22 protein-coding genes are annotated in these 22,313 nt (G+C 71.2%); 11 read left to right on the top strand and 11 right to left on the bottom strand.

Annotation, left to right across the window (positions count from 1 at the left end; translation table 11 throughout):
* Positions 1 to 81: 81 nt before the first annotated feature.
* The 4 genes from AB0D04_RS34145 (at position 82) to AB0D04_RS34130 (ending at position 3,261) form a co-directional block, all read left to right on the top strand.
* Positions 82 to 678 (top strand): DUF5134 domain-containing protein, encoded by a 597-nt coding sequence (locus AB0D04_RS34145; protein WP_362711261.1) that lies wholly within the window; start codon positions 82 to 84, stop codon positions 676 to 678.
* Positions 679 to 805: 127 nt separating this feature from the next.
* Positions 806 to 1,741: a M56 family metallopeptidase gene (locus tag AB0D04_RS34140; protein WP_362711260.1), complete on the top strand. Its 936-nt coding sequence runs from the start codon at positions 806 to 808 to the stop codon at positions 1,739 to 1,741.
* A gap of 57 nt (positions 1,742 to 1,798) precedes the next feature.
* Positions 1,799 to 2,530 carry a phosphatase PAP2 family protein gene (locus tag AB0D04_RS34135; protein ID WP_362711259.1) on the top strand — a complete coding sequence of 244 codons (732 nt, stop codon included), beginning with the start codon at positions 1,799 to 1,801 and terminating at the stop codon, positions 2,528 to 2,530.
* Positions 2,527 to 3,261, top strand: a complete 735-nt coding sequence (locus tag AB0D04_RS34130) for an HAD-IA family hydrolase (RefSeq protein WP_362711258.1) — start codon at positions 2,527 to 2,529, stop codon at positions 3,259 to 3,261. The genes AB0D04_RS34135 and AB0D04_RS34130 overlap by 4 nt, the downstream gene beginning before the upstream one ends.
* Here the strand turns inward: AB0D04_RS34130 and AB0D04_RS34125 are convergent.
* The 4 genes from AB0D04_RS34125 to AB0D04_RS34110 form a co-directional block, all read right to left on the bottom strand.
* Entirely contained in the window at positions 3,222 to 3,626 is a 405-nt protein-coding gene (locus AB0D04_RS34125; RefSeq protein WP_362711257.1) for a VOC family protein, read from the bottom strand. The genes AB0D04_RS34130 and AB0D04_RS34125 overlap by 40 nt on opposite strands.
* A gap of 65 nt (positions 3,627 to 3,691) precedes the next feature.
* Entirely contained in the window at positions 3,692 to 4,234 is a 543-nt protein-coding gene (locus AB0D04_RS34120; protein ID WP_362711256.1) for a hypothetical protein, read from the bottom strand.
* Between the two features lie 96 nt (positions 4,235 to 4,330).
* Positions 4,331 to 6,718, bottom strand: a complete 2,388-nt coding sequence (locus tag AB0D04_RS34115; protein ID WP_362711255.1) for an excinuclease ABC subunit UvrA — start codon at positions 6,716 to 6,718, stop codon at positions 4,331 to 4,333.
* 188 nt (positions 6,719 to 6,906) lie between these two features.
* Complete coding sequence (locus AB0D04_RS34110; RefSeq protein WP_362711254.1) at positions 6,907 to 7,317, bottom strand: VOC family protein; 411 nt, start codon at positions 7,315 to 7,317, stop codon at positions 6,907 to 6,909.
* 184 nt (positions 7,318 to 7,501) lie between these two features.
* Between AB0D04_RS34110 and AB0D04_RS34105 the strand changes: the two genes are divergently transcribed.
* From AB0D04_RS34105 to AB0D04_RS34090, 4 genes are all read left to right on the top strand, one after another.
* Positions 7,502 to 7,930, top strand: coding sequence for a helix-turn-helix transcriptional regulator (locus tag AB0D04_RS34105; protein ID WP_362711253.1), 429 nt, complete (start codon positions 7,502 to 7,504; stop codon positions 7,928 to 7,930).
* Between the two features lie 10 nt (positions 7,931 to 7,940).
* A complete protein-coding gene (locus tag AB0D04_RS34100) occupies positions 7,941 to 8,357 on the top strand; it encodes a VOC family protein (protein WP_362711252.1) in 417 nt (138 codons plus the stop codon).
* A gap of 378 nt (positions 8,358 to 8,735) precedes the next feature.
* Positions 8,736 to 9,122: a hypothetical protein gene (locus AB0D04_RS34095; protein WP_362711251.1), complete on the top strand. Its 387-nt coding sequence runs from the start codon at positions 8,736 to 8,738 to the stop codon at positions 9,120 to 9,122.
* A gap of 21 nt (positions 9,123 to 9,143) precedes the next feature.
* Positions 9,144 to 10,526, top strand: coding sequence for a DUF2252 domain-containing protein (locus AB0D04_RS34090; RefSeq protein ID WP_362711250.1), 1,383 nt, complete (start codon positions 9,144 to 9,146; stop codon positions 10,524 to 10,526).
* Between the two features lie 88 nt (positions 10,527 to 10,614).
* Here AB0D04_RS34090 and AB0D04_RS34085 read toward each other — a convergent pair whose 3' ends face one another.
* Together AB0D04_RS34085 and AB0D04_RS34080 are read right to left on the bottom strand one after the other, a co-directional pair.
* The gene (locus AB0D04_RS34085) at positions 10,615 to 11,988 is read right to left on the bottom strand and encodes a pyridoxal-dependent decarboxylase (RefSeq protein ID WP_362711249.1); all 1,374 of its coding nucleotides are present in this window, start codon (positions 11,986 to 11,988) and stop codon (positions 10,615 to 10,617) included.
* A 174-nt stretch (positions 11,989 to 12,162) separates the two neighbouring features.
* A complete protein-coding gene (locus tag AB0D04_RS34080; RefSeq protein WP_362711248.1) occupies positions 12,163 to 12,921 on the bottom strand; it encodes a GntR family transcriptional regulator in 759 nt (252 codons plus the stop codon).
* 272 nt (positions 12,922 to 13,193) lie between these two features.
* Between AB0D04_RS34080 and AB0D04_RS34075 the strand changes: the two genes are divergently transcribed.
* Together AB0D04_RS34075 and AB0D04_RS34070 are read left to right on the top strand one after the other, a co-directional pair.
* Complete coding sequence (locus AB0D04_RS34075) at positions 13,194 to 13,502, top strand: MFS transporter (protein ID WP_362711271.1); 309 nt, start codon at positions 13,194 to 13,196, stop codon at positions 13,500 to 13,502.
* A gap of 5 nt (positions 13,503 to 13,507) precedes the next feature.
* The gene (locus tag AB0D04_RS34070) at positions 13,508 to 14,479 is read left to right on the top strand and encodes an MFS transporter (protein ID WP_362711247.1); all 972 of its coding nucleotides are present in this window, start codon (positions 13,508 to 13,510) and stop codon (positions 14,477 to 14,479) included.
* Between the two features lie 74 nt (positions 14,480 to 14,553).
* Here AB0D04_RS34070 and AB0D04_RS34065 read toward each other — a convergent pair whose 3' ends face one another.
* Positions 14,554 to 17,199 carry an MFS transporter gene (locus tag AB0D04_RS34065; RefSeq protein WP_362711246.1) on the bottom strand — a complete coding sequence of 882 codons (2,646 nt, stop codon included), beginning with the start codon at positions 17,197 to 17,199 and terminating at the stop codon, positions 14,554 to 14,556.
* Entirely contained in the window at positions 17,196 to 17,744 is a 549-nt protein-coding gene (locus tag AB0D04_RS34060; RefSeq protein WP_362711245.1) for a MarR family winged helix-turn-helix transcriptional regulator, read from the bottom strand. The genes AB0D04_RS34065 and AB0D04_RS34060 overlap by 4 nt, the downstream gene beginning before the upstream one ends.
* 225 nt (positions 17,745 to 17,969) lie before the next feature.
* Here AB0D04_RS34060 and AB0D04_RS34055 point away from each other — a divergent pair, with 225 nt between their 5' ends.
* Positions 17,970 to 18,497 carry an HIT family protein gene (locus AB0D04_RS34055; protein WP_362711270.1) on the top strand — a complete coding sequence of 176 codons (528 nt, stop codon included), beginning with the start codon at positions 17,970 to 17,972 and terminating at the stop codon, positions 18,495 to 18,497.
* A gap of 170 nt (positions 18,498 to 18,667) precedes the next feature.
* Here the strand turns inward: AB0D04_RS34055 and AB0D04_RS34050 are convergent, their stop codons facing one another.
* From AB0D04_RS34050 to AB0D04_RS34040, 3 genes are all read right to left on the bottom strand, one after another.
* Positions 18,668 to 20,212, bottom strand: a complete 1,545-nt coding sequence (locus AB0D04_RS34050; RefSeq protein ID WP_362711244.1) for an MFS transporter — start codon at positions 20,210 to 20,212, stop codon at positions 18,668 to 18,670.
* Between the two features lie 27 nt (positions 20,213 to 20,239).
* Positions 20,240 to 20,938, bottom strand: coding sequence for an HAD family phosphatase (locus AB0D04_RS34045; protein ID WP_362711243.1), 699 nt, complete (start codon positions 20,936 to 20,938; stop codon positions 20,240 to 20,242).
* A gap of 338 nt (positions 20,939 to 21,276) precedes the next feature.
* Positions 21,277 to 22,149: a F510_1955 family glycosylhydrolase gene (locus AB0D04_RS34040; protein ID WP_362711242.1), complete on the bottom strand. Its 873-nt coding sequence runs from the start codon at positions 22,147 to 22,149 to the stop codon at positions 21,277 to 21,279.
* Positions 22,150 to 22,313: the final 164 nt, after the last annotated feature.

Raw genomic sequence — 22,313 nt, 5'->3', positions numbered from 1 at the left:
CCGGGCATGCTGCCGTCGTGCGGGAGGGATGCCCCGCGCCGATGCGGGCTGCCCGTGACACCGGGCCTGGGGAGGTGCTCCGTGCACGGACCGCCGTTGGTCGGCTGGCTGCTGGTGCTGCTGTGTGGTGCGGCGGGTGCGTACTGCCTGTCCCGGGTGTGTACGGGGACGGCCGCGCAGCGGGTGGAAGCGCGCGGCGAGGGGCTGATGGGGCTGGGGATGGCGGTGATGGCGCTGCCCGCGTCGGCCCTGGCGCCGCCGTCGTGGTCGTCCTGGCTGTATGCCGGCGCCTTCGGTGCGATGGGTGTGTGGGCGCTGGCGCGGCGTCATGTCCATCATGCGGTGGGCGCGGTGGCGATGGTCTACATGGCGCTGGCGATGGTCCTGGCCCCGGCGGCGGGCGGGCAGACCGGCAGTACGGCTCACCTGGACCGGATGACCCACATGAACCCCGCGGACCCGATGGGCCCCTCGGCGCCGGGCGGGCTGCCGCCGCTGACCGGGCTGTTCCTCGCGTACTACACCGTGTTCGTCATCGCTGCCGGGGTCCGTCTCGTGCCTGCGGCCGTGGTGGCCGACGGCCCGGTGGCCGCGATGACCGGCGGGCGGCCCGCGGTGGTGGGGGCCTGCCGGGTGGCGATGGGCATCGCCATGCTCGCCATGCTGCTGACGCTCTGACCTGCGACGAACGCGCCGCCTCCGGTTTCCTGGCCGGTCGCGCTGCACACCTGGGGCAGTGATGGCGTACGTCACATACCCTGCGCGGCCATACCCACCGGTAGCCGGGCGCTCATAGGCTGGCGCCATGATGGTCCCCCTCACGCTGATGATTCTCGGCGTGCTGGCCGCGGCGATGGCGCCGCGCCTGATGGCCCGTTCCGACTGGCCCGACCGCGAGCCGGTGCTCGCCCTGTGGGTGTGGCAATGCGTGGTGGCCGGGGTGCTGCTGTGCTGTGTGCTCGCGATGTCGCTGAGCGCGGCCGCGGCCTGGGAATCGGTCCGCAGCCCGGTCTTCGGCTTCGCGCCGCGGGTGGTCGTCGAGGCGTATGCGCTCAAGCCGTACGGGCCGTGGGCCGGGATGCTGGCCGTCCTCCTGGCGGGCGGTGGCGCGTGGACGGCCGTCACCCTGACCCGCGAGGTACGGGCCGCGCGCGCCCGCCGCCGCCGGCGCCGGGCCGATCTCCTGCGCCGCGCCCCGCTGCTGCCGGGCGAGGAGCCTTCCGGGGAGCGTCTGGTGGTGCTGGAGGGCGACCGCCCGGAGGCCTGGTGGCTGCAGCAGTCCTCGCCCCAACTGGTCGTCACCACCTCGGCGTTGCGCAGACTGAAGGGACGTCAGCTCGATGCGCTGATCGCCCATGAGCAGGGGCATGCGCGCGCCCGGCACGACCTCCTCCTTTACTGCGCCTCCGCACTCGCCGTCGGCTTCCCGCAGATCCCCGTCTTCGCCGCCTTCCGCGACCAGGTGCACAGACTGGTCGAGCTGGCCGCCGACGACTCGGCCTCGCGCCGCTTCGGCCGGCTGACGATCGCCCTGGCGCTGGTCGAACTCAACGAGGACCGCGGGGTGTTCGGCCCCTGCCCGCCCCAGCTCGCGCAGGTCCCGCAGCGGGTGGACCGGCTGCTGACGCCGCCGCCCCGCTTCACCCCCGCCCGCCGGCTGCGGATGACGGCGTGCGCGGCCCTGGTCCCGGCGGTACCGCTGCTGGTGACGTTCATTCCGGGGCTCAGCGCGCTGACGTAGCGCGGGCCGGCCCGCGCGGCCTCGCCCGTCTCCCCCTGCGTCGGCGAGGATCACCCCATGGCCCCCAAGGCACCGAGCCCGCGCCCCGCCACCCGCACGTCCTTCCTCCGCACCGCCGCCCTCCCACTCACCCTCCTCACCGCGCTCCTCACCGCCCTGGTCCTGGCACGCTGGGGCCCACTCCTCTCCCTCGACATCTCCCTGGCGACCACACTGCACCGGACCGCCGTCGCCGCACCCGCCTGGACCGGCGTCAACCGCCTGCTGACCGACTGGGCATGGGACCCGTGGACCATGCGCGCCGTGCTGGCAGCGGTGGTCCTCTGGCTCGTACGGCGTGGCGCACGGCCGCTCGCGGTCTGGGTGACGGGCACCGCACTCCTCGGTACGGCGCTGCAGCAGGCGCTGAAGGCGGTGGTCGGGCGCGCGCGCCCCGTCTGGCCGGATCCGGTGGACTCCGCGCAGTACGCGGCCTTCCCCTCCGGGCATGCGATGTCGGCGCTGGTCGCGGGCGGCCTCGTCCTGTGGGTGCTGCGGCTGTACGGGGCGCGTGCGCACTGGCGGTGGGCGGTGCGGGCCGTGGTCACCGTCTCCGTCATCGGCGTCGGCTTCACCCGCATCTATATGGGCGTGCACTGGACGTCGGACGTCCTCGGCGGCTGGCTGCTGGGCGGGGCGCTGGTGGCCGGGGCGACCGCGGCGTACGGGCGTCGGGCGGGCGGGCCCGGGGCCCGAACTCCGGGGCAGGGTTGGCCCGGCGCCGCTCGCCGGACAGGATGGCCTTCATGACGACGATCAAAGGTGTGCTCTTCGACTTCTCCGGGACGCTGATGCGGACCGAGTCCGCCGAATCCTGGCTCCGCGCCGTCCTCGAGGCATCCGGCACCGCCATGGACGACGCCGAGTTCGCCCGCACCGCGGCCGCACTCGACCGGGCGGGCGCGCTGCCCGGCGGCTCCACCCCCGCCGAACTCCCCGCCGAACTGGCCGACCTGTGGCAGACCCGGGACCGCGATGCCAGCCGTCACCGCGAGCTGTACACCGCCCTGGCCCGCCAAGTCCCGCTCCCCCGGCCGGAGTTGTACGACGCGCTCTACGACCGCACGATGACGGCGGACGCCTGGTCCCCGTACCCCGATGCGGCCGAGGTGCTGGCGCGGCTACGGGAGAGCGGGATCCGTACCGGCGTACTGAGCAACATCGGCTGGGATCTGCGGCCGGTGCTGCGCGCGCACGGCCTGGACCGCTACATCGACCGCTACGTCCTGTCCTACGAACACGGCATCCAGAAGCCGGACCCCAAGCTCTTCGCGATCGCCTGCGATGCGCTGGGACTGCCGCCGTCCGACGTCCTGATGGTCGGCGACGACCGCACGGCGGACGGCGGCGCCACGGCGCTGGGCTGCGCGTATCTCCCCGTCGATCATCTGCCGGTGGACCGGCGGCCGGACGGGTTGCGGCCGGTGCTGGGGCTCGTGGGTCAGTCCGCGGAGCCGGAACGCAGGACCAGCCACTCCTGAAGCTCGACGATATTGCCTTCCGGGTCCTTCAGGTGGGCGACCCGCATCCGGTCCGTCATCGGGCCGGGGCCATGGACGAGGTCGGCCCCGCGCCCGGTGATCTCCGTGCAGTAGCCGTCGACGTCATCGACCCGCAGCACGACGAGCGACCGGTACCCGGCCGTCGGCCCTGCAAGCTCCTGGAGGACGTCGGCCATGTCCGCCCGCTCCTGCAGGGCGATCCCCGCCGGACCACCGTCGCACAGGAACTTCGCATACGGGCCGTCCTCGGCCTCGAACTGCGGCTTCAGCCCCAGGACATCGCGGTAGAAGCGGTAACAGCTGCGGAAGTCCTCGACGAGCAGCCGGACTTGGGCCAGTTCCATGCGCGTATTCCCCTCAATGTGTCATGTTCCGGGAAGAGTAGCCCGCGACGGGTCCAGCCGCCTGATCAGCCCCCTGCCGCCCCGTCCGGGTGCCCCGACGCCCAGTTCCGCAGCGTGGTGAAGTCGTTTGGGAGGAGCCCCTTTGCCGGATCCACGCGGTGCGGAAGGGCGGGGCCCGGATGGTGCCGGGCGATCCAGTCGAGGTCGGCCGGGCCTATCTCGTCGTCGGCCCAGGCGAAGGGGCGGCCCGCCGCCACCGTGACGAGAGGGCGGGTCTTCCAGTGCACGCCCTCCGGATCGTGAGGGTGCATCTGCGGCCATTCCACGGCGGGCAGTTCGGGCAGTCCCAGCACCGGGCCGATCCAGGTGTTGGCCTCCGCCTTCCAGGTCGTCGCCCAGATGAGCCGGTAGCCCAGGCCCATCAGCAGCGGCCCGTGGGCGGGGTTGAGCCAGACCCGCAGCGGCCGACGCGGCGGCTCCCAGCCGGTCGGCCGCGCCCGCAGCGTGGTGTAGCCCGGCGGCCTGCGGTGCGGCCTGGCCTGCCAGGGGTTGAGGGGGCCGTCGACGTCGAGGAAGAGGAGAGGCAGCGTGGACTCCACAGCGCCCATGATGCCGCCTCCCCACGCGCCCTGGGCCGCTGCCCGCCAACTCGCTCCCCGGCACCTGGCCGTCGCTGCTCCGGCCGACCTCCGTGAGGGCCTCGGTCAGGTGCCGACATAGGCGGCGAGGTGTTCGCCGGTGAGGGTGGAGCGGGCGGCGACGAGGTCGGCGGGGGTGCCCTCGAAGACGATCTTGCCGCCGTCGTGGCCGGCGCCGGGGCCGAGGTCGATGATCCAGTCGGCGTGCGCCATGACCGCCTGGTGGTGCTCGACGACGATGACCGACTTGCCGGAGTCGACGAGCCGGTCGAGCAGGCCGAGCAGTTGCTCGACGTCGGCGAGGTGGAGGCCGGTGGTCGGCTCGTCGAGGACGTAGACGCCGCCCTTGCCGGCCATGTGGGTGGCCAGCTTGAGCCGCTGCCGCTCGCCGCCGGACAGCGTGGTGAGCGGCTGGCCCAGGCTGAGGTAGCCGAGGCCGACGTCGGCGAGCCGGTCGACGATCTTGTGCGCGGCCGGGATGCGCGCCTCGCCGGCGCCGAAGAACTGCTCGGCCTCGGTCACCGGCATCGCGAGGACCTCGCTGATGTCGCGGCCGCCCAGGTGGTAGTCGAGGACCGCTGCCTGGAACCGCTTCCCCTCGCACTCCTCGCAGGTGGAGGCGACGCCGGCCATCATCCCCAGGTCGGTGTAGACGACGCCGGCACCGTTGCAAGTGGGGCAGGCGCCCTCGGAGTTGGAGCTGAACAGCGCCGGCTTGACGCCGTTGGCCTTGGCGAACGCCTTGCGGATGTGGTCGAGCAGTCCGGTGTACGTCGCCGGGTTACTCCGCCGCGAGCCCTTGATCGCGGCCTGGTCGATCGACACCACACCTTCGCCGCCGGGGATCGAACCGTGCACGAGCGAGCTCTTGCCGGAACCGGCGACGCCGGTGACGACGGTGAGAACGCCGAGCGGGATGTCGACGTCGACCTTGCGCAGGTTGTTCGCCGTCGCGCCGCGGATCTCAAGGCGTCCGGTGGGCTTGCGCACCGTCTCCTTGAGGGAGGCCCGGTCGTCGAGGTGGCGGCCGGTGACGGTGTCGCTGCCCCGCAGCCCCTCGACGGTGCCTTCGAAGCAGACGCTGCCGCCCGCCGTACCGGCGCCGGGGCCGAGGTCGACGACGTGGTCGGCGATCGCGATCGCCTCCGGCTTGTGCTCCACGACGAGCACGGTGTTGCCCTTGTCGCGCAGCTGCCGGAGCAGGTCGTTCATCCGCTGGATGTCATGGGGGTGCAGCCCGATCGTCGGCTCGTCGAAGACGTAGGTGACGTCGGTGAGCGAGGACCCGAGGTGGCGGATCATCTTGGTGCGCTGCGCCTCGCCGCCGGAGAGCGTGCCCGAGGGGCGCTCGAGGCTGAGGTAGCCGAGGCCGATGTCGACGAACGAGTCGAGGGTGTGCTGCAGCGAGGTGAGCAGCGGCCCGACGGACGGTTCCTTCAGGCCCCGTACCCACTGGGCGAGGTCGCTGATCTGCATGGCGCAGGCGTCGGCGATACTGATCTTCTTGATCTTCGACGAGCGGGCCGCCTCGCTGAGCCGGGTGCCCTCGCACTCGGGACAGACGGCGAAGGTCACCGCCCGCTCGACGAAGGCGCGGACGTGCGACTGCAGCGCGTCGACGTCCTTGGACAGCATCGACTTCTGGATCTTCGGGATCAGCCCTTCGTACGTCAGGTTGATGCCATCGACCTTGATCTTGGTCGGCTCCTTGTAGAGGAGGGCGTGGAGCTCCCGCTTGGTGAACTTGTGGATCGGCTTGTCCGGGTCGAAGAAACCGCAGCCGCGGAAGATGCGGCCGTACCAGCCGTCGACGCTGTAGCCGGGGATGGTGAGCGCGCCCTCGTTGAGCGACGTGCTGTCGTCATACAGCGCGGACAGGTCGAAGTCGGTGACCGCGCCGCGGCCCTCGCAGCGCGGGCACATGCCGCCGGTGCGGCTGAAGGTCGCCTTCACCGCCCTGGTCTTGTCGGCGCCGCGGTCGACCGTGATCGCGCCGCTCCCGCTGACCGAGGCGACGTTGAAGGCGTACGCGCTGGGCGGGCCGATGTGCGGCTTCCCGAGCCGGCTGAAGAGGATGCGCAGCATCGCGTTGGCGTCGGTGGCGGTGCCGACCGTGGAACGGGGGTCGGCGCCCATCCGCTGCTGGTCGACGATGATCGCGGTGGTCAGCCCGTCGAGGACGTCGACCTCGGGCCGCGCCAGCGTCGGCATGAAGCCCTGCACGAAGGCGCTGTAGGTCTCGTTGATCATCCGCTGCGACTCCGCGGCGATCGTGTCGAACACCAGAGAGCTCTTGCCCGAGCCGGAGACGCCGGTGAACACCGTCAGACGGCGTTTCGGGATCTCGACGCTGACGTCCTTGAGGTTGTTCTCGCGCGCGCCGTGCACGCGGATCAGATCGTGGCTGTCGGCAGCGTGCGGCGCAGGCGACTGGGTGTCGGACCTCTTGGCCATGCTTATCGTGTCTCCATCTGTGGGGGCCGCCTGCGCGGTCTTCGTCGGCGTCGCCCGGCTCGATCCGACGAGCTTCGAGAGTACGTCTGGTCCGCTTCGTCGGCGCGGGTGCGGCCCCAGCGGAACGGCCGGGGCCCGGCCACGGCCGAACGGCCGGGTGGCAGCCATGGCCGCGAGCGCCGGACGGCTCAGCGGATCTCGTTGATGCGGATCAGGTTGCCCGCGGGATCGCGGAAGGCGCAGTCCCGCATGCCGTACGGCTGCTCGGTCGGCTCCTGGACGACCTCGGCGTCGCCGGCCTGCAGCCGCGCGAAGGTGCCGTCGAGGTCGGCGGTGGCCAGGACGATGCGGGCGTAGGTGCCCTTGGCCATCATTTCGGCGACGGTGCGGCGCTCGTCGTCGGTGATGCCGGAGTCGGCGGCCGGCGGCTCCAGGACGATGGACGTGCCGGGCTGGTCGGCGGGGCCGACCGTGATCCAGCGCTGCCCGCCGTATCCGACGTCCTTGCGGACCTCGAAGCCGAGGGCGTCGCGATAGAAGGCCAGGGAAGCGTCCGGGTCGTTGTGCGGGAGGAAGGTCCAGTGAATGGTGATGTCCATGGCGGTCAGGCTAGGCGCGGCTCCGGGACCGGGGCTTCTCCATTCCTGATCGGTCTGGTCACCTGTTGCGCGACGCGCGGCACACAACGGCATCTCCCCCGTCGCACGAGCTGTCCGGCCCCGACAGGTACGGGGCGGCACGCTTCCTTCTCCCCGGCCCCGGGTGCTGTGGGAAACTGACCGGGTGAGACGGCAGAACCTCGACGACCTCGTCCGGCTGCGGCGGGCCCGTGATCGGATGGACCGCGAGTACGCCGAGCCGCTCGACGTCCCGGCGCTGGCGCATGGCGCCCTGATGTCGCCGGGCCATTTCTCCCGCAGCTTCCGCGCCGCTTACGGCGAGACGCCGTACAGCTACCTGATGACCCGCCGCATCGAGCGGGCCAAAGCGCTGCTGCGGCGCGGCGACCTCACGGTGACCGAGGTCTGTTGCGCGGTCGGCTGTACGTCGCTGGGGTCGTTCAGCTCGCGCTTCACCGAGCTGGTCGGCGAGAGCCCGAGCGCCTACCGGGCCCGGAGCCATGATGATGGCGCCGCCATCCCGGCATGCATGGCCAAGATCCACACACGGCCGGTCAGGAATGGAGAAGCAAGTCCCGCCGCTCGCCCGTAGCGTGGACGGCATGGACATCAGGCTTTCTCAATGTTTCATCGCCGTCGACGACCACGACAAGGCGATCGCCTTCTACCGCGATGTGCTCGGCCTCGAGGTACGCAACGACGTCGGATTCGATGGCATGCGCTGGGTGACCGTCGGTGCGCCCTCGCAGCCGGACGTGAACATCGTCCTGGAACCGCCCCTCGCCGACCCGAACGCCTCACCGGCCGACAAACAGGCCATGGCGGAGCTGATGGCCAAGGGCCTGCTGCGCGGCGTCATCTTCGCGACGGACGACTGCGACGCCACCTTCGAGCGCATCAGCGCCGCGGGCGGCGAGGTGCTGCAGGAGCCGATGGACCAGCCCTACGGCGTCCGCGACTGCGCGTTCCGCGACCCCGCCGGCAACCTGTTGCGCTTCAACCAGCCCCGCGGGAAGTGAGCCCTCCGCTACGTGAGTCCGCTACGTGAGTCCGTTACGTGCGTGCGCATCCATCAAGGGGCCCTGCATCAAGAGGAGTTGAGGGCGGCGCCGCAGGAGATCGATCCGCTGCCGGTGCCTCCCCGGCGCATCCACCGGCAGCGCCTCGGCCGGTGGATCGTCGGGGTCCGCCGGCCCGGGTCCGCGCTCTTCCTGGTCTCGGCGCCGGCCGCCTTCACCCGCGCGACTCTTCGCACACCCCTGACCACGGGCGGCAGGGGCCCCGGACGGAGATGCGGGTGTTCGGCACGTGTGAAACCGTGAAAGAGCAGCATGTCCGCCGACGGGCTCGGGTGTCGACGGCCGCGTCTCCCCTGTTTCTCCTGTGAGGAGCGAGCCATGGCCACTCGGACACGCCCCAGCGGTTGGACGGTTCTGGCCGCGTTGCTGATGATCTTCGGTGGCATCATGACGGTGCTCGAGGGCATCGCCGCCCTCGTCCACGACCATGTCTTCGTCGCGACGCGGGACTACTTCTTCTCGTTCAGCCTCACGGGCTGGGGCTGGATCCATCTCATCCTGGGCATCGTCATCTTCCTTGCGGGCTGTGCGCTGTTCGGCGGCGCGGTGTGGGCGCGGATGGTCGGTGTCACGCTGGCGGCGCTCGGCGCGCTCGCCAACTTCCTGTGGATTCCGCACGCCCCGTTCTGGGCCATCGTGCTGCTCGCCATCAACATCACCATCATCTGGGCGCTGTGCACGGGCGACCGGCGGCGGGTGAAGTAGCGACGGCCCGGTGATCCGGCGATGTCCGACCCGCGCGAGCAGGCCGCGACCGGTAAGGCGTTGCGCGCCGACGTCCCCCGCTCCCGGCACGCCGAGTACACCCCGGCGGCGGACCGCGCCGATCCGGTCGAGCTGATCGAGCGGCAGTCGGCGCTGCGCGTACCGGAGTTGGTGCCGGTGCGCTACGGCCGGATGCTGGAGTCGCCGTTCCGCTTCTACCGTGGCGCGGCCGCGATCATGGCGGCCGATCTGGCCACCACCCCGGCCACCGGGCTCACCGCCCAGCTGTGCGGCGACGCCCACCTCCTGAACTTCCGGCTGCTGGCCTCGCCCGAGCGCCATCTGCACTTCGATCTCAACGACTTCGACGAAACGCTGCCCGGCCCCTGGGAGTGGGACGTCAAACGGCTCGCCGCGAGCCTGGTCATCGCCGGGCGGGAGAACGGCTTCGACGCGGCCACCCGGTCCGGCATCGTCCGGGCCGCCTGCGCGTCGTACCGCGAACAGCTGCGCCGCTACGCGGGGATGCGCACCCTCGATGTCTGGTACGCACGTGCCGACATGGAGGACGTGCAGGTCGCGGAGGCACACCGGCTCGGCAGCCTCGGCCGGGGGCGGCTGGCCCGCGCCATGGACAAGGCCCGCGCCAGCGACACGCTGCAGGCGTTCGGGAAGCTGGTCCGGGTGGACGGCGGCCGGGTGCGCTTCGCCGCGGATCCGCCGCTGATCGTGCCGCTGGGCGATCTGCTGCCGGGCGTCGAGGGCGACCGGGTGGCGGAGATGCTGCGCGGCCTGATCCAGGGGTACGCCGGCAGCCTGCGGTCGGATCACCGCAGCCTGCTGGAGCAGTACCGGGTGGTCGACATGGCCCGGAAGGTCGTCGGGGTGGGGAGCGTCGGGACCCGCTGCTGGGTCGTCCTGCTGCTGGGCAAGGATGCCGGCGATCCGCTCCTGCTCCAGGCGAAGGAGGCCGACGAGTCCGTCCTCGCCGCGCACACGGCCCCGAGCCGGCACAGCAACCAGGGCGAACGCGTCGTCACGGGGCAGCGGCTGATGCAGGCCGCCAGCGACATCTTCCTCGGCTGGGAGCGGGCCACCGGCTTCGACGGCCGCCAACGGGACTTCTATGTACGGCAGTTGAGGGACTGGAAGGGCGTCGTCGAGACCAAGATCATGGTTCCCCGCGGTATGCGGCGGTTCGCCGCGCTCTGCGGGGCCACGCTGGCGCGGGCACACGCCAGGAGCGGGGACCGGTTCGCGATCGCCGGCTATCTCGGCCGCGGCGACGCCTTCGACCGGGCGCTGGCACAGTTCGCCGAGCGCTACGCGGACCAGAACGAACGGGACCATCAGGCGCTGGTGGACGCGGTCCGGGCGGGCCGGGTCACGGCCGAACCCGGCTGACGTCGCCGGGCACGTGGTTCCGGCCGGACGCGGCGCTCGCCCGCGAAGCCGGCCTCGGCGCGGGGCCGAGGCGCGGGGCCGAGGCGTCTCAGTCGCCGTCGACGAGGGAGTCGAGGATGGCGCGTACGGTCTCCCGGGTGATCCCGGGGTGCAGGAAGGCGAGGCGGGCGACGGTCTCGCCCTCCCAGACGCTCGGGGTGATGAAGGCGGTGCCGGCCGCCAGCAGCCGCTTGGACCAGGCGTAGTAGTCCTCGGGCTGCCAGCCGGCGCGCCGGACGAGGACGACGGTCAGCTCGGGCTCGCGCAGCAGCTCGAGGCCGTCGGTCCGCTCCACCTGGCGGGCGGTCCAGCGGGCGGTGTCCGCGCCGTGGGCGACGGCGTCGCGGTAGGCGTCGGTGCCATGGACGGCCAGCGAGAACCACAGCGGCAGGCCGCGGGGGCGGCGGGTGAGGTGGTACGCGTAGTCGCTCGGATTCCACTCGTCGGGGCCCGCGCCGTCCGCGCCATGGATCGCGTCGAGGTAGGAGGCGTCCTGGGTGTGGACGGCCCGCGCCAGGTGCGGCTCGCGGTAGAGCAGGGCGCCGCAGTCGAAGGGCGCGAACATCCACTTGTGCGGGTCGACGACGAGCGAGTCGGCGTGCTCGATGCCGCGCAGCCGGTCGCGCAGTTCCGGCACGAACAGGGCGGCGCCGCCGTAGGCCGCGTCGATGTGCAGCCAGAGGTTGCGGGTGCGGGTCTGTGCGGCGACGCCTGCCAGGTCGTCGATGATCCCGGCATTGGTGGTGCCGGCGGTGGCGACGGCCGCGACGACGGGCGCGCCGCCGTCGCGCTCCGCGGCGTCGAGGGCCGTACGCAGCGCGTCCCCGGTGAGGCGGTGGTCCTCGGTCGGGACGACGAGCGCCTCGACGCCGAGGATGCGCAGGGTGTTGCCGACGGAGGAGTGGACCTGGTCGCTGACCGCGATCCGGACCGGGGCGCGGTCATCGAGGCCGAGCCGGCGCCGGCCGGTGTCGCGCGCCACCACCAGGGCGGAGAGGTTGCCGGCCGACCCGCCGCTGACGAAGCAGCCGCCCGCGCCGGCCGGCAGCCCCGCGAGGTCGGCGAACAGCCGCAGCACCTGGTTCTCCGCGGCCACCGCGCCGGAGGCCTCCAGCCAGGAGACGCCGTGCAGCGAGGACGCCGAGAGCACCATGTCGAACAGGGCCGCGGCCTTGGTGGGGGCGCCCGGTATGAAGGCCAGGAAGGCCGGGTGGTCGCAGGAGACGACAGTGGGCTCCAGGTCCTCGGCGTAGGTGCGCAGCACTTCGGCGGGCGGGCGCGGCCCGGAACCTATCGCTTCCTTGAGGGCGACGGAGAGCTCGCCGGCGTCACCGAGGCGGCCCAGGGGCGGGGCGTCGAGGCGGAGCCGGTGCAGGAGGTGCTGCATGACCTGCTGGGTGAGGTCCTCGTCGTAAGCGTGCACGGGGCGTCTCCTGATGGCGCTATGGGATCCGATTTTTGGATCCCATCCGGATCCATTTCTCGGAGCGTAAGCGTCCGCGGCGCGCGCGTCAATCGAGGACGGGCGTGACGGCGACGCCGCGACCGGGAGCCCTCCGGCCGTCGGTCCTGCGCCGCGACCGGGCGCCTGCGGCCGTCAGTCCTGCGCCGCGAACTGGTCGAGGACCGTCAGGAACTGCCGGTGCGAATCGCGCAGATGGTCGCGCATCCGGGCCTCCGCGGCGTCGCCGTCCCCCGCCAGCACCGCGAACGCAATGGCCTCGTGCTCCTCGCGGAAGGCCAGCCCGAAGTCCCCCGCGGTGGGATAGACCCGGCTCCAGTCCGAGCCCAGCCACAGCGCATTGCCCGCCACGAACATCTCGGCCCGCGCCCTGGTCACCGCCTCGGAGAGCACCTCGTTGCCGCCCGCCGCGGCGAGCCCGAGGTGGAAGCGGGTGTCGATGCGGTGGTACGCGCCCAGGTCCTCGACCTTGGTGTCGAGCATCGCCACCAGCTCCCGGCGTACCGCGCCCGCGCCGCGCTCGGCGGCCAGCCGGGCCGCAAAGGGCTCGATCGCCTGCCGGTATTCCATGTAGTCGCGCAGCGCGGCCCGGATGCCGGCGGTGACCGCCACCCGAGCACTGTCCCCGCCGCGCCGGGCCGCCGCGACACGGGTGCCGCCCGAGCGGCCCAGGGTGGTGGTGACCAGGCCTTCGTCGGCCAGTTCGCGCAGCGCCTGGCGGACGGTGTTGCGGCCCACACCGAAGGCGGCCGCCAGCTCCCGCTCCGGGGGCAGCCGGTCACCGGGCCCGAAGCCGCCCAGCGCGATGCGCTGCCGCAGCGCCTCGGCCACCACGGCCCGCGACGACATCTGCGCCGTCCCGTTCGTCGGCTCCTCCGCACCCTCACCATTCACAGCCGCTCCCCCTCCCTGCCTGGCACGCCCGACAACTCACCCCCCATGTTATTGGACTTGCCCCGGAACCTATTGACACCAGGAATGGCTACTCTTAGCGTCACGTCCACACTTTTGGATCCCAGACAAGCCCATTGGATCGTCGCCACGACGGCCCCGGCATGGGTCCGCCGTGAGGAGCGTCACCGTGAGCAGAACCCCCGGCAGAACCCCCAGCACATCCCCCGCCGCTTCTCCCGACACGTCCCCCCTGGAAGGTCGCCACCGCCTCGCTGATCGGCACCAGCGTCGAGTGGTACGACTTCGGGATCTACGCGACGGCCGCCGCCCTGGTCTTCCCCGAGCTCTTCTTCCCCGAGCTGGACCACGCCCTGGGCACCCTGATGTCCTTCACCACGCTGTTCGTCGGCGCCCTCGGCCGCCCCCTCGGCGCCATCGTCTTCGGCCACATCGGCGACAAGTACGGCCGCAAGAAGGCGCTGATCTGGTCGCTCGTCCTGATGGGCGGCGGCACCGTCGGCATCGGCCTGCTGCCGGGCTACGGCACCATCGGCTCATCGCCCCCGTACTGCTCGTCCTGATCCGGATGGCACAGTCGCTCGCCATCGGCGGCGAGTGGGGCGGCGCGGTGCTCTTCGCCGTCGAACACGCCCCGCCCCGCCGCAAGGCGTTCTTCGGCTCGTTCCCGCAGGTCGGCGACGGTGTCGGCTACTTCCTGTCCACCGGCGCCTTCGCCGCGATCGCCCTCCTGGGCCACGACGCCCTCGTCGGCTGGGCCTGGCGCATCCCGTTCCTGCTGTCCGCCGCGCTCGTCCTGGTCGGCCTGCTGATCCGCTCGACGATGGAGGAGTCCCCCGAGTTCGAAGCCGCCCGGCGGGCCGGCGGCACCGTGGCCCAGAAGCAGGAAACTCCGGCCGTGGCCGTCCTGCGCGACGCCTGGCGGACCTGGCTGCTGGCCTCCGGCGCGTTCCTGATCACCGTCGGCGGCTACTACATCGTCGTCACCTTCATGTCGACGTACGCGGTGGCCCACCTCGGCTTCACCGACGCCCAGGCGGCCGGCGCCGGCACGGCCGCGTCCGTCGTCGTCATCGTCTGCACCCCCCTGGCCGCCCTCGCCGCCGACCGCTTCGGCCTGCGCAGGGTGACACTCACCGGCATCCTCCTCCACCTCGTCGTCGCCTTCCCGATGTTCTGGCTCGCCGAATCCCGCTCGGCGGCCGGGCTCTGGCTCGCCATGTGCCTGCCGATGCTGGCCAGCACCATCGCCTACGCCGCGATCGGCACCCTCGTCGCCGGCTGGTTCACCCCCCCCCGCACCCGCTGCACCGGCCTGTCCATGAGCTTCCAAACGGCCGGACTGGTGGGGACGTTGGCCCCGGCCGCCACCAGCTGGCTGTTCACGACCTTCGACAATTCCTGGACCCCGGTGGCCGTCGCCTTCGCCGGCATGGCCCTGGTCAGCGCGGTCTGTCTGATGAGGTGCCGACCGGCGGCCGGGACGGCCCCGGCGGCCCCCTTGGCCGTCGACCGTCCGACGGAGACCGCCGCGAGCTGAACCGACCACCCCACGCACAGCGCCCGGCCGGGAAACCCCGACCGGGCGCTCGCGCCGTCCGCTCTTGCGAGCCGTCAGCTCACCGGGTCGTGCCCCAGCTCGATGTCGAACTCGCTGCGTCCGGTGCCCTCCAGGCGCAGCGGCCGGGCGGCCGGTGGGTAGCCGCTGGCGATCACCGTGAACTCGCCGCCGTCGAGGTCGGTAAAGACATACTCGCCGTCGCGGCCGGTGGTGGACGTGCCCACGACATTGCCGGCGGGGTCGAGCAGGGTCACCCGGGCGTCGTGCACCGGGCTGCCGTCCGCCGTACGGATCACACCGTGTACGCGCGCGCCGTGCGCCAGCCGGATCTCGTACCGGTTACGGGCGCCGGAGACGACCTCCACCTGGATGGCGGACGGACGGTGGCTGTCGGCGCTGACGGCCAGCGTGTAGCTGCCCGGGACCAGTTCACCGAAGGCGAAGCCGCCGTCCTGGCCGGCCCGGCCCGAGGCGACGACCTCACCCCGTACATCGGTGGCCACCACCAGCGCACCGGGCACCGGCTCGTCGCCCTTCTCCTCGCGCACCTCGCCGGACAGCCCGGCCGACCCGCTCAGCGTCAGCTCGAACCGCACCGGCTCGTCCGCGACGACGACGGTCGCCGCCTGCGGCTGCCGGGAACCCGCGGATCCGATCAGGACATACGTACCGGGGCCCGGCACGGACAGCGCGTAGCCGCCGTCGGCCGCGGTCGAGGCACGGCCCAGCTGCCGGCCGCCGACGTCGATCACCGTGACCACCGCCTGCGCCACCGGGCTGCCGTGACCGTCCCGTACGGATCCCTGGATGACGGGACCGGCCGGTACGTCCCCAACGAGGGCCGCGGCGGGAGCAATTGCGACGGTCCCGGTGGCCGGTGCGGCATCGGTGACGGGTGCGGCATCGGGCGCGACATCGGTCGGCGCTTCGGCCGCGCCGGCGTCCTCCGTCGTCTCCCCATACGCCGCCTCCGCCCCCGCTTGGGCACCCGCACCCGCATCCGCCTGCGCTTCCGCCTCCGCCTGCGCACGCGCCTGCAGACCGGAGATCTGCCGCAGCGGCACCTCCTTGACGAACAGGACCAGCAAGAAGGCCAGCGCGACGACGATCGCACCCATCAGGAAGACGGTGTGCATCGAGTCGGCGAAGCCGCGCTTGAACGGCTCGGCCAGCCGCGGGTCGAGGTGCTGGATGAACGACGAGTCGCTGAGCACCCCGGAAGAGTTCCCGCCGCCGGCGCCGCCGCCCTTGAACATGTCCAGCACCGGCTTGTTGGCCGGGTCCTGCAGCACCGACGGGTCGCGCAGGGCCGCCTGGAAGCGATCGGTCCGCGAAGCGTCCTTGAACGCCGAGGCGATCTTGTCCCCGACCGTGCTGAACAGCACCGACAGGAAGATCGCGGTACCGGCGGTGGCACCCATCTGCCGGAAGAAGGTGGACGAGGCGGTCGCCACACCCATGTCCTTCGGCGGCACCGCGTTCTGCACCGCGAGCACCAGGGTCTGCATACAGCCGCCCAGGCCGAGCCCGAAGACAAGCATGTAGACCATGGATTCCCACAGCGGGGTGTCCCACTGGACCCGGAAGTGGAACAGCAGCATCGCCGCGATCATCAGTGCCGTACCGACGATCGGGAAGATCTTGTAGCGGCCTGTCTTGGCGGTGATCTGACCGGAGGCGATGGAGGCGATCAGCATGCCCGCCATCAACGGCAGCATTTCCAGACCCGACTTGGTGGGGCTGGCGCCCTTCACGATCTGGAGGTACTGCGGGATCATCAGCATCCCGCCGAACATGCCCATGCCGATCAGCACGGACAGCAGACTGGTCATGCTGAAGGTGCCGTTACGGAACAGCCGCATCGGGATCAGCGCGTCATCGCCGATCCGCCGCTCGGCGAAGATCCACGCGATGATGCCGACCACGCCGACCGCGTAACAGACGATCGACTCGGTCGAGTCCCAGCCCCACTCGCGCCCCTGCTCCGCGACGAGCAGCAGCGGTACGACGCCGATGGCGATGGTGAGCGCGCCCCACCAGTCGATGCGGTGGTCGCGCCGGGTGTGCGGAATGTTGAGGACCCTGGCGACCACGAACAGCGCGATGACGCCGACCGGTACGTTGACCAGGAAGACCCAGCGCCAGCCGGTGATGCCCAGCAGCTGGTCCTGGCCGGCCAGGGCGCCGCCGATCAGCGGCCCGGCCACACTGGAGACGGCGAACGTACCGAGCATGTAGCCCTGGTAGCGGGCGCGTTCGCGCGGCGGGACGATATCACCGATGATCGCCAGCGCCAGCGACATCAGACCGCCGGCGCCCAGTCCCTGCACTGCCCGGAACGAGGCCAGTTCGGTCATCGAGGTGGAGAAGGTGCACAGCACCGAGCCCGCGACGAAGATGCTGATCGCGGCCAGGTAGTACGGCTTGCGGCCGTGCAGGTCGGACAGCTTGCCGTACAGCGGCGTGGCGATCGTCGAGGTAATCAGGTAGGCCGTGGTCGCCCATGCCTGCTGGCTGAGGCCGTGCAGATCGTCCGCGATGGTGCGGATGGACGTGCTGACGATGGTCTGGTCGAGTGCGGCAAGGAACATCCCCAGCATCAGACCGCTGAGGATGGTGAGGATCTGCCGGTGGCTCAGTCCCCCCGAGCCGGGTATCGCCGCGGGTTCCGCCACGGGCGGCGAGGTGGATGTGCTCATACGTGTGTGTCTCCCTGCTCCCCGGCGGCGCCCTGGTCTCCCCCTGGGACCTGCCGTGCATGTTGTTCTGCCAAGTCCTCGTTGAGCCGGCCCAGCAGCCGGATCAGATCGGCCCGGTCCTGCGGCGGCCACGGCTCGAGCAGCGCGGCCAGTTCGGCGTCGCGCTGCCGCCGGTAGTGCTCGAAGGCGGCCCGCCCCGCGTCGGTGGCGGTCAGCAGCGTCCCTCGCCGGTCCTCCGGGTCCGGGCGCCGCGCCACCAGGCCACGCTCCACCAGTGAGCGCACCTGACGGCTGACCGTCGAAAGATCCAGGAACGCATCCGCGGCCAGATCGGTCGCCCTGCGGTCACCGCCGACCACAAGCCTGGCCAGCAGCACCCGGTCGGCCGCCCCGGTGTCCTTCTTGACCCGCTGCTTCCACGCCGCGATCAGCCGCGAGAAGCGGACAATCTCCGTACCCAGCCCAGCAGCCGCCTCAGCCAGCCCCGACGCGGCCGTGACCTGCGGGTCTGTCGGGTCACCGGGGTGGCCCGTGCCGTTACTCATCGTCGTGATTCCCCCGGTACATCCATCGGCGACCCTGTCGGTCCGATAAACATATTGCTTGTACCTAGCAAGTCTATCCCGGCCCGGAACGCGTACGACCGCCCCCCCCGGCACTGGGGCCCGGATGGCCGGCAACTGCGGCTTGCGAGGCGGGGGCGCCCGGGGAGGCGGGCCCGCGGGCAACGCGCGCGCACGGATGACAGGAGGGGTGAGCGGGTGGAGCCGATGGATCTCGACGCGTATGTGGTCCGGGGCCGGACCGGCCCCTGCTTCGTCTGTGCGTATCTGGACGGAGACCCGGACTACCCACATGAGGCTGTCTACGAGGACGAGGCCCCTGTGGCCTTCTTGGACCGGTGGCCCACCGTGCCGGGCAAGGTTCTTGTGGCGCCGAAGGCGCACATCGAGCACGTGGTCCGGGACCTGGACGAGGCCGCCTTCAGCAGGCTGATGCTTGTCGTGCGCAAGGTGGCCTTGGCCGTGGAGGCGGTCTTCGCGCCGGAGCGGACATATCTGCTCTCGCTGGGGAGCCAGCAGGGCAACGCCCCTCTGCACTGGCACATCGCAGGGCTGCCGTCCGGGGTTCCCTACGAGCGTCAGCGGTTTCACGCGCTGATGACCGAGCACGGGGTGCTGTCCCCCACTGCTGAGCAGAGCGCAGACATGGCGAAGCGGCTACGTGAGGCGATCGCCGGCGGCCACCACCCCGAACAGGCTTCGAAGGGATCAATGCCCCACGAAGATCCCTCCTGATCAACCGACCGGACGGGATCTCGTCAACCGCTCACGAGCTCACGAGCTCACGAGCTCACGAGCTCACGTGAGAACAGCCCGTTCCTGTGGGTCGTACGGCTCGTGGTCGCCCTGCCCATACGGGTCAGGGTCTGCCATGACGACCCCGACAGGCGTACGCGCCCCGTCCTTTACTGTTCCCTCTCCCTCTCCTTCTCTCCCTCCCTCCCCTCCCCCTTCGCGGACACCGCGGGCGCGCCATCGGCTGCGGGGCGGCAATTGGCGCGCTGGGCTGCCACCGCGCTGAGCAGCGACAACGCTGCCGAGGCGCACAGCACTATTTCCAGCGCGCGAGCCGCGAGATGGGCCGAACCGCTTTCCGCCAGGAAGAGATAGCCGCCTCCCAATGTGGCGACGCCCAGCGCTCCGGAGAGCTGAGCGTTGGTGCTGATCACTCCCGAGAGGTCAGCGGCGTAGCGCTCCGGCAAGGCGAACGTCATCGCGCCGATAAGGGAGTTGGAGCTGATCCCCAGCCCCAGACCGCCCAGGCCCAGCAGCACGAACATCGTCGGTCCGGAACGCTGTCCGGACAGCAGATAGACCCCTGTCACGGCGTAGCCCACGGCAAGGATCAGGCAGCCCAGCACGGGCATGACTGCCCTACGGCGCTCCGGGATCCGGGCCAGCACAGGACCGGCGAGACCGAAGGCTGCCACCCAGGAGACCATGGCCATGCCGGCGTAGGCCGGGCCGTGGCCCAGTCCGTCCTGGAGGTAGACCGCCAGGACGAACAGCAGGGCGAAGTACGTCATGGTGGTCACGGCGTGGGCGCACAACGACCAGCGAACGGCCGGCTGCCGGATCACCTCCTCGGCTATCAGCGGCCGCCCTCCTCGGGCGGACAGCTCGCGCTGACTCAGCCGGAAACCCCTCAGCGCCGGAACGCTCAGCACCAGACACACCCATGTCCAGACCGGCCACCCCTGATCCGGGCCCAGCAGCAGCGGCACGATGAGCAGCAGGACAGCAGCCGACAGGAGCCCCATCCCCCGCAGGTCCAACTCCCCTGCCTCACCGGCCTTTTCGTCCCGGGGCATCATGCGCATTGCCGCCGCGATCAGCAGCAGCCCCACCGGGACATTGATCAGAAAGATGGGACGCCAGCCGGTACCGAAGATGTCCGCCGCGATGAGCACGCCACCCAGCGCCTGCCCTGCCACGGCGCCGCCGGACAACGCGACGGCGTAGTAGCCCAGGGCCTTGATCCGCTGCCGGCCGGTGAAATGCAGCTGGATGCCGCTGAGTACTTGGGGAACCATCAATGCCGCGCCGGCACCTTGCACGACCCTCGCCACGATCAGCACAAGAGAGTCCGGGGCCAGGGCGCAGGCGAGCGATGCCGCCGTGAAGACGGCCATCCCCGCATGGAAGACCCGGCGGTGGCCGTGCAGGGAACCCAGCCGCGCTCCGGTCACCAGGAGGACGGCGTACGCCACCACATAGCCGGAGATCACCAGGCCCGCCTCGCCGCCGGAAGCGCCGAGATCGCTCTGGATCGACGGCGCGGCGATATTGACGATCGCGGTGTCCACATTGGCCATGAACTGTGCCGCCAGAAGCACCGCCAGCAGCCGCCAACGCCCCGCTGGTACCGCATCGTCCATGGCGCCGTGGCGCGGCGCACGGGTGTGCTGGGGAGCTTCCCCGCGTCCCGTACCGGAGTGCTGTCGTTGCATGGTGAGCTCAGTCCTTGTGAGAGTGCGTCAGGCGGTGGCGGTGCGGAGCGCCGGCGGCCAGTCGACCGTGGTGAGGTCCGGCACCACGAGGCCGGCGGCCCGGAGATCGGCGCCGGTGTGCGTCGTCGTTATCCCGACGCAGGCCATCCCGGCTGCCTGTGCGGCCGCCACACCGATGGGTGCGTCCTCGAAGGCCACCGCCCGCCCTGGCACGACCCCCAAGGCCGAGCACCCCGCCAGATACCCCTCCGGATGCGGCTTACCGCGGCTGACGTCCTCGGCGGTGACCATTGCGGCGAAGAGCTCCGCGCCGCCCACCAGGTCCAGGAGGGCTCGGGCATGTTCCCGGAGCACCGAGGTGACCACAGCCATCGGTACGCCTTCGGCGTGCAGCCGCATCACCAGCGCCTCGGCTCCCGGTACTGCGTAAGGGGGTGGGATATCGGGGCCGTTGAGATATCCGACGGCCTCCTCGAAGAGCGCGTCGACCGTGCTGCCCGGGAACCGGTGCACGTGATCCTCCAGGGCCTCGCGGCCGCGCCGTCCGACGAAGGTCGCGAGCAGCGCATCGTCGACCGGCAGCCCATGGGCCTCGAAGAGCCGGGTCCAGGCGGCACGGCTGCGGTGTTCGGTGGCGGTGAGAGTCCCGTCGAGGTCGAAGAGCGCCGCTTGGATCACCGCGGGCGAGCGCCCTGACTGCGCTGCTTCGAAGGAACCATGGGCCATCGGGGAACTCTCCTTGGGGCTTGGGCCTGGGCCGGGCTTGAGGTCGGGGTTGGGCTTCGGGTTGGGGTTGTTGGTGGTTTCTGGACGCCGCGGTCGGCGCCGGAGAGCCGCCCACACGAACTCTCCGGACCCCTCCCGCACTCGTCTTGAGGAACACCGCGCACCGATCACGGGTTGCATCGCGTCCACCCGTGAGTGCGGCGGTGTCGCAACCGAGACGCTTCAAGGCCATGCAACAAGGGAGAAAGGCCGGTCCGCCGCAGGGTGCGGTTCCGGGCCGTTGAGGGGCCGGATCGCGCCGGGGCAACGGTGTGCCCGGCGCGATCCGTCTGCCCGTTTCAGTGCCCGTCGCTCGACTCGGCGGCGAGGCGCTTGGCGAAGGAACGTCCGCCGTTCTTCGACTCGTAGACGCCGCCCTCGGTGGCGGCCAGGACGTGCCGGGCGTCGACGGCGGTGAGCGCCTGGGGCCGGCCGCCGGGCACGACGCCGGTCACCTTCCAGGTGGTCCCGCCGTCCGTGCTGCGGTGCAGGGCGCCCGAGGTGTCGATGCTGTACAGCGCGTCCTTCGCCGCCCACGAGACGAATGCCGGCGTCGGCTGCTTACCGCTGGAGAACGTCTTGCCGCCGTCGGTGCTTTGGGCGATGCCGTCTGCCGTGGTGGCCAGGATCATGTCGGGGTCGGTGGGGTTCACGGCGATGTCGAGTGCCTGCAGCTCGGCCCGGTTCTCCCAGTGGATGCCGTCCTCGCTGACGCGTAGCACTCCGTTGGTGCTGTCATAGCCGTAGATGGTTCCTTTCGCGTAGTCCAAGGCGTGGAAGTCCACCTCGCCCGCGAGCGACTTGGTCTTCCAGGTCGTGCCGGCGTCGCTGCTCTCGATCAGCCCGCGGTTTGCGGGTGCGTCGCTGCCGGGTGCGGGGTGGCCGCTGGCCAGGAAGGTCTTTCCCCCGGCCACGGTGAAGCCCATGAAGTCGTCCTTGCTGTCGCCGACCCGCTGCGGCCTGCCGCTTTTGTCCGGGGTGAAGACTCCTTCGTGAGTGGCGACGTAGAGCCGCTTGTCGGCCGGGGCGATGCCGAGGCCGTGAATGTGGCTGATGGACGTCCCGGAGGACGCCGGCCCGGACCGCTCCGAGTGGTCACCGCCGCTGGAGCAGGCGGCCAGGGCGAGGGCGAGAACCGCCGAAGCAGCGAGCGCGATCTGGTGCTTTCTCATGCTTCCTCATACGTGGGCAGGGCGGCACAGCACCGCTGCGGGCCTGTCGGTGACAGGCCCGCCCACGGGGGGGGGGGGGGAGGGCGGAGAAGCGGGGGGGGATAATGTTGATATAGGAAAAGGGGGGGGTGTGGGAAAAGTGTTTGTGGTAGAGGGTTTATGTA

It is taken from the genome of Streptomyces sp. NPDC048483 (genome assembly GCF_040651455.1).
Taxonomy (GTDB): Bacteria; Actinomycetota; Actinomycetes; order Streptomycetales; family Streptomycetaceae; genus Streptomyces.
Note: the sequence above shows the minus strand (reverse complement) of the source record. Positions and strands in the feature narration are given on the sequence as shown.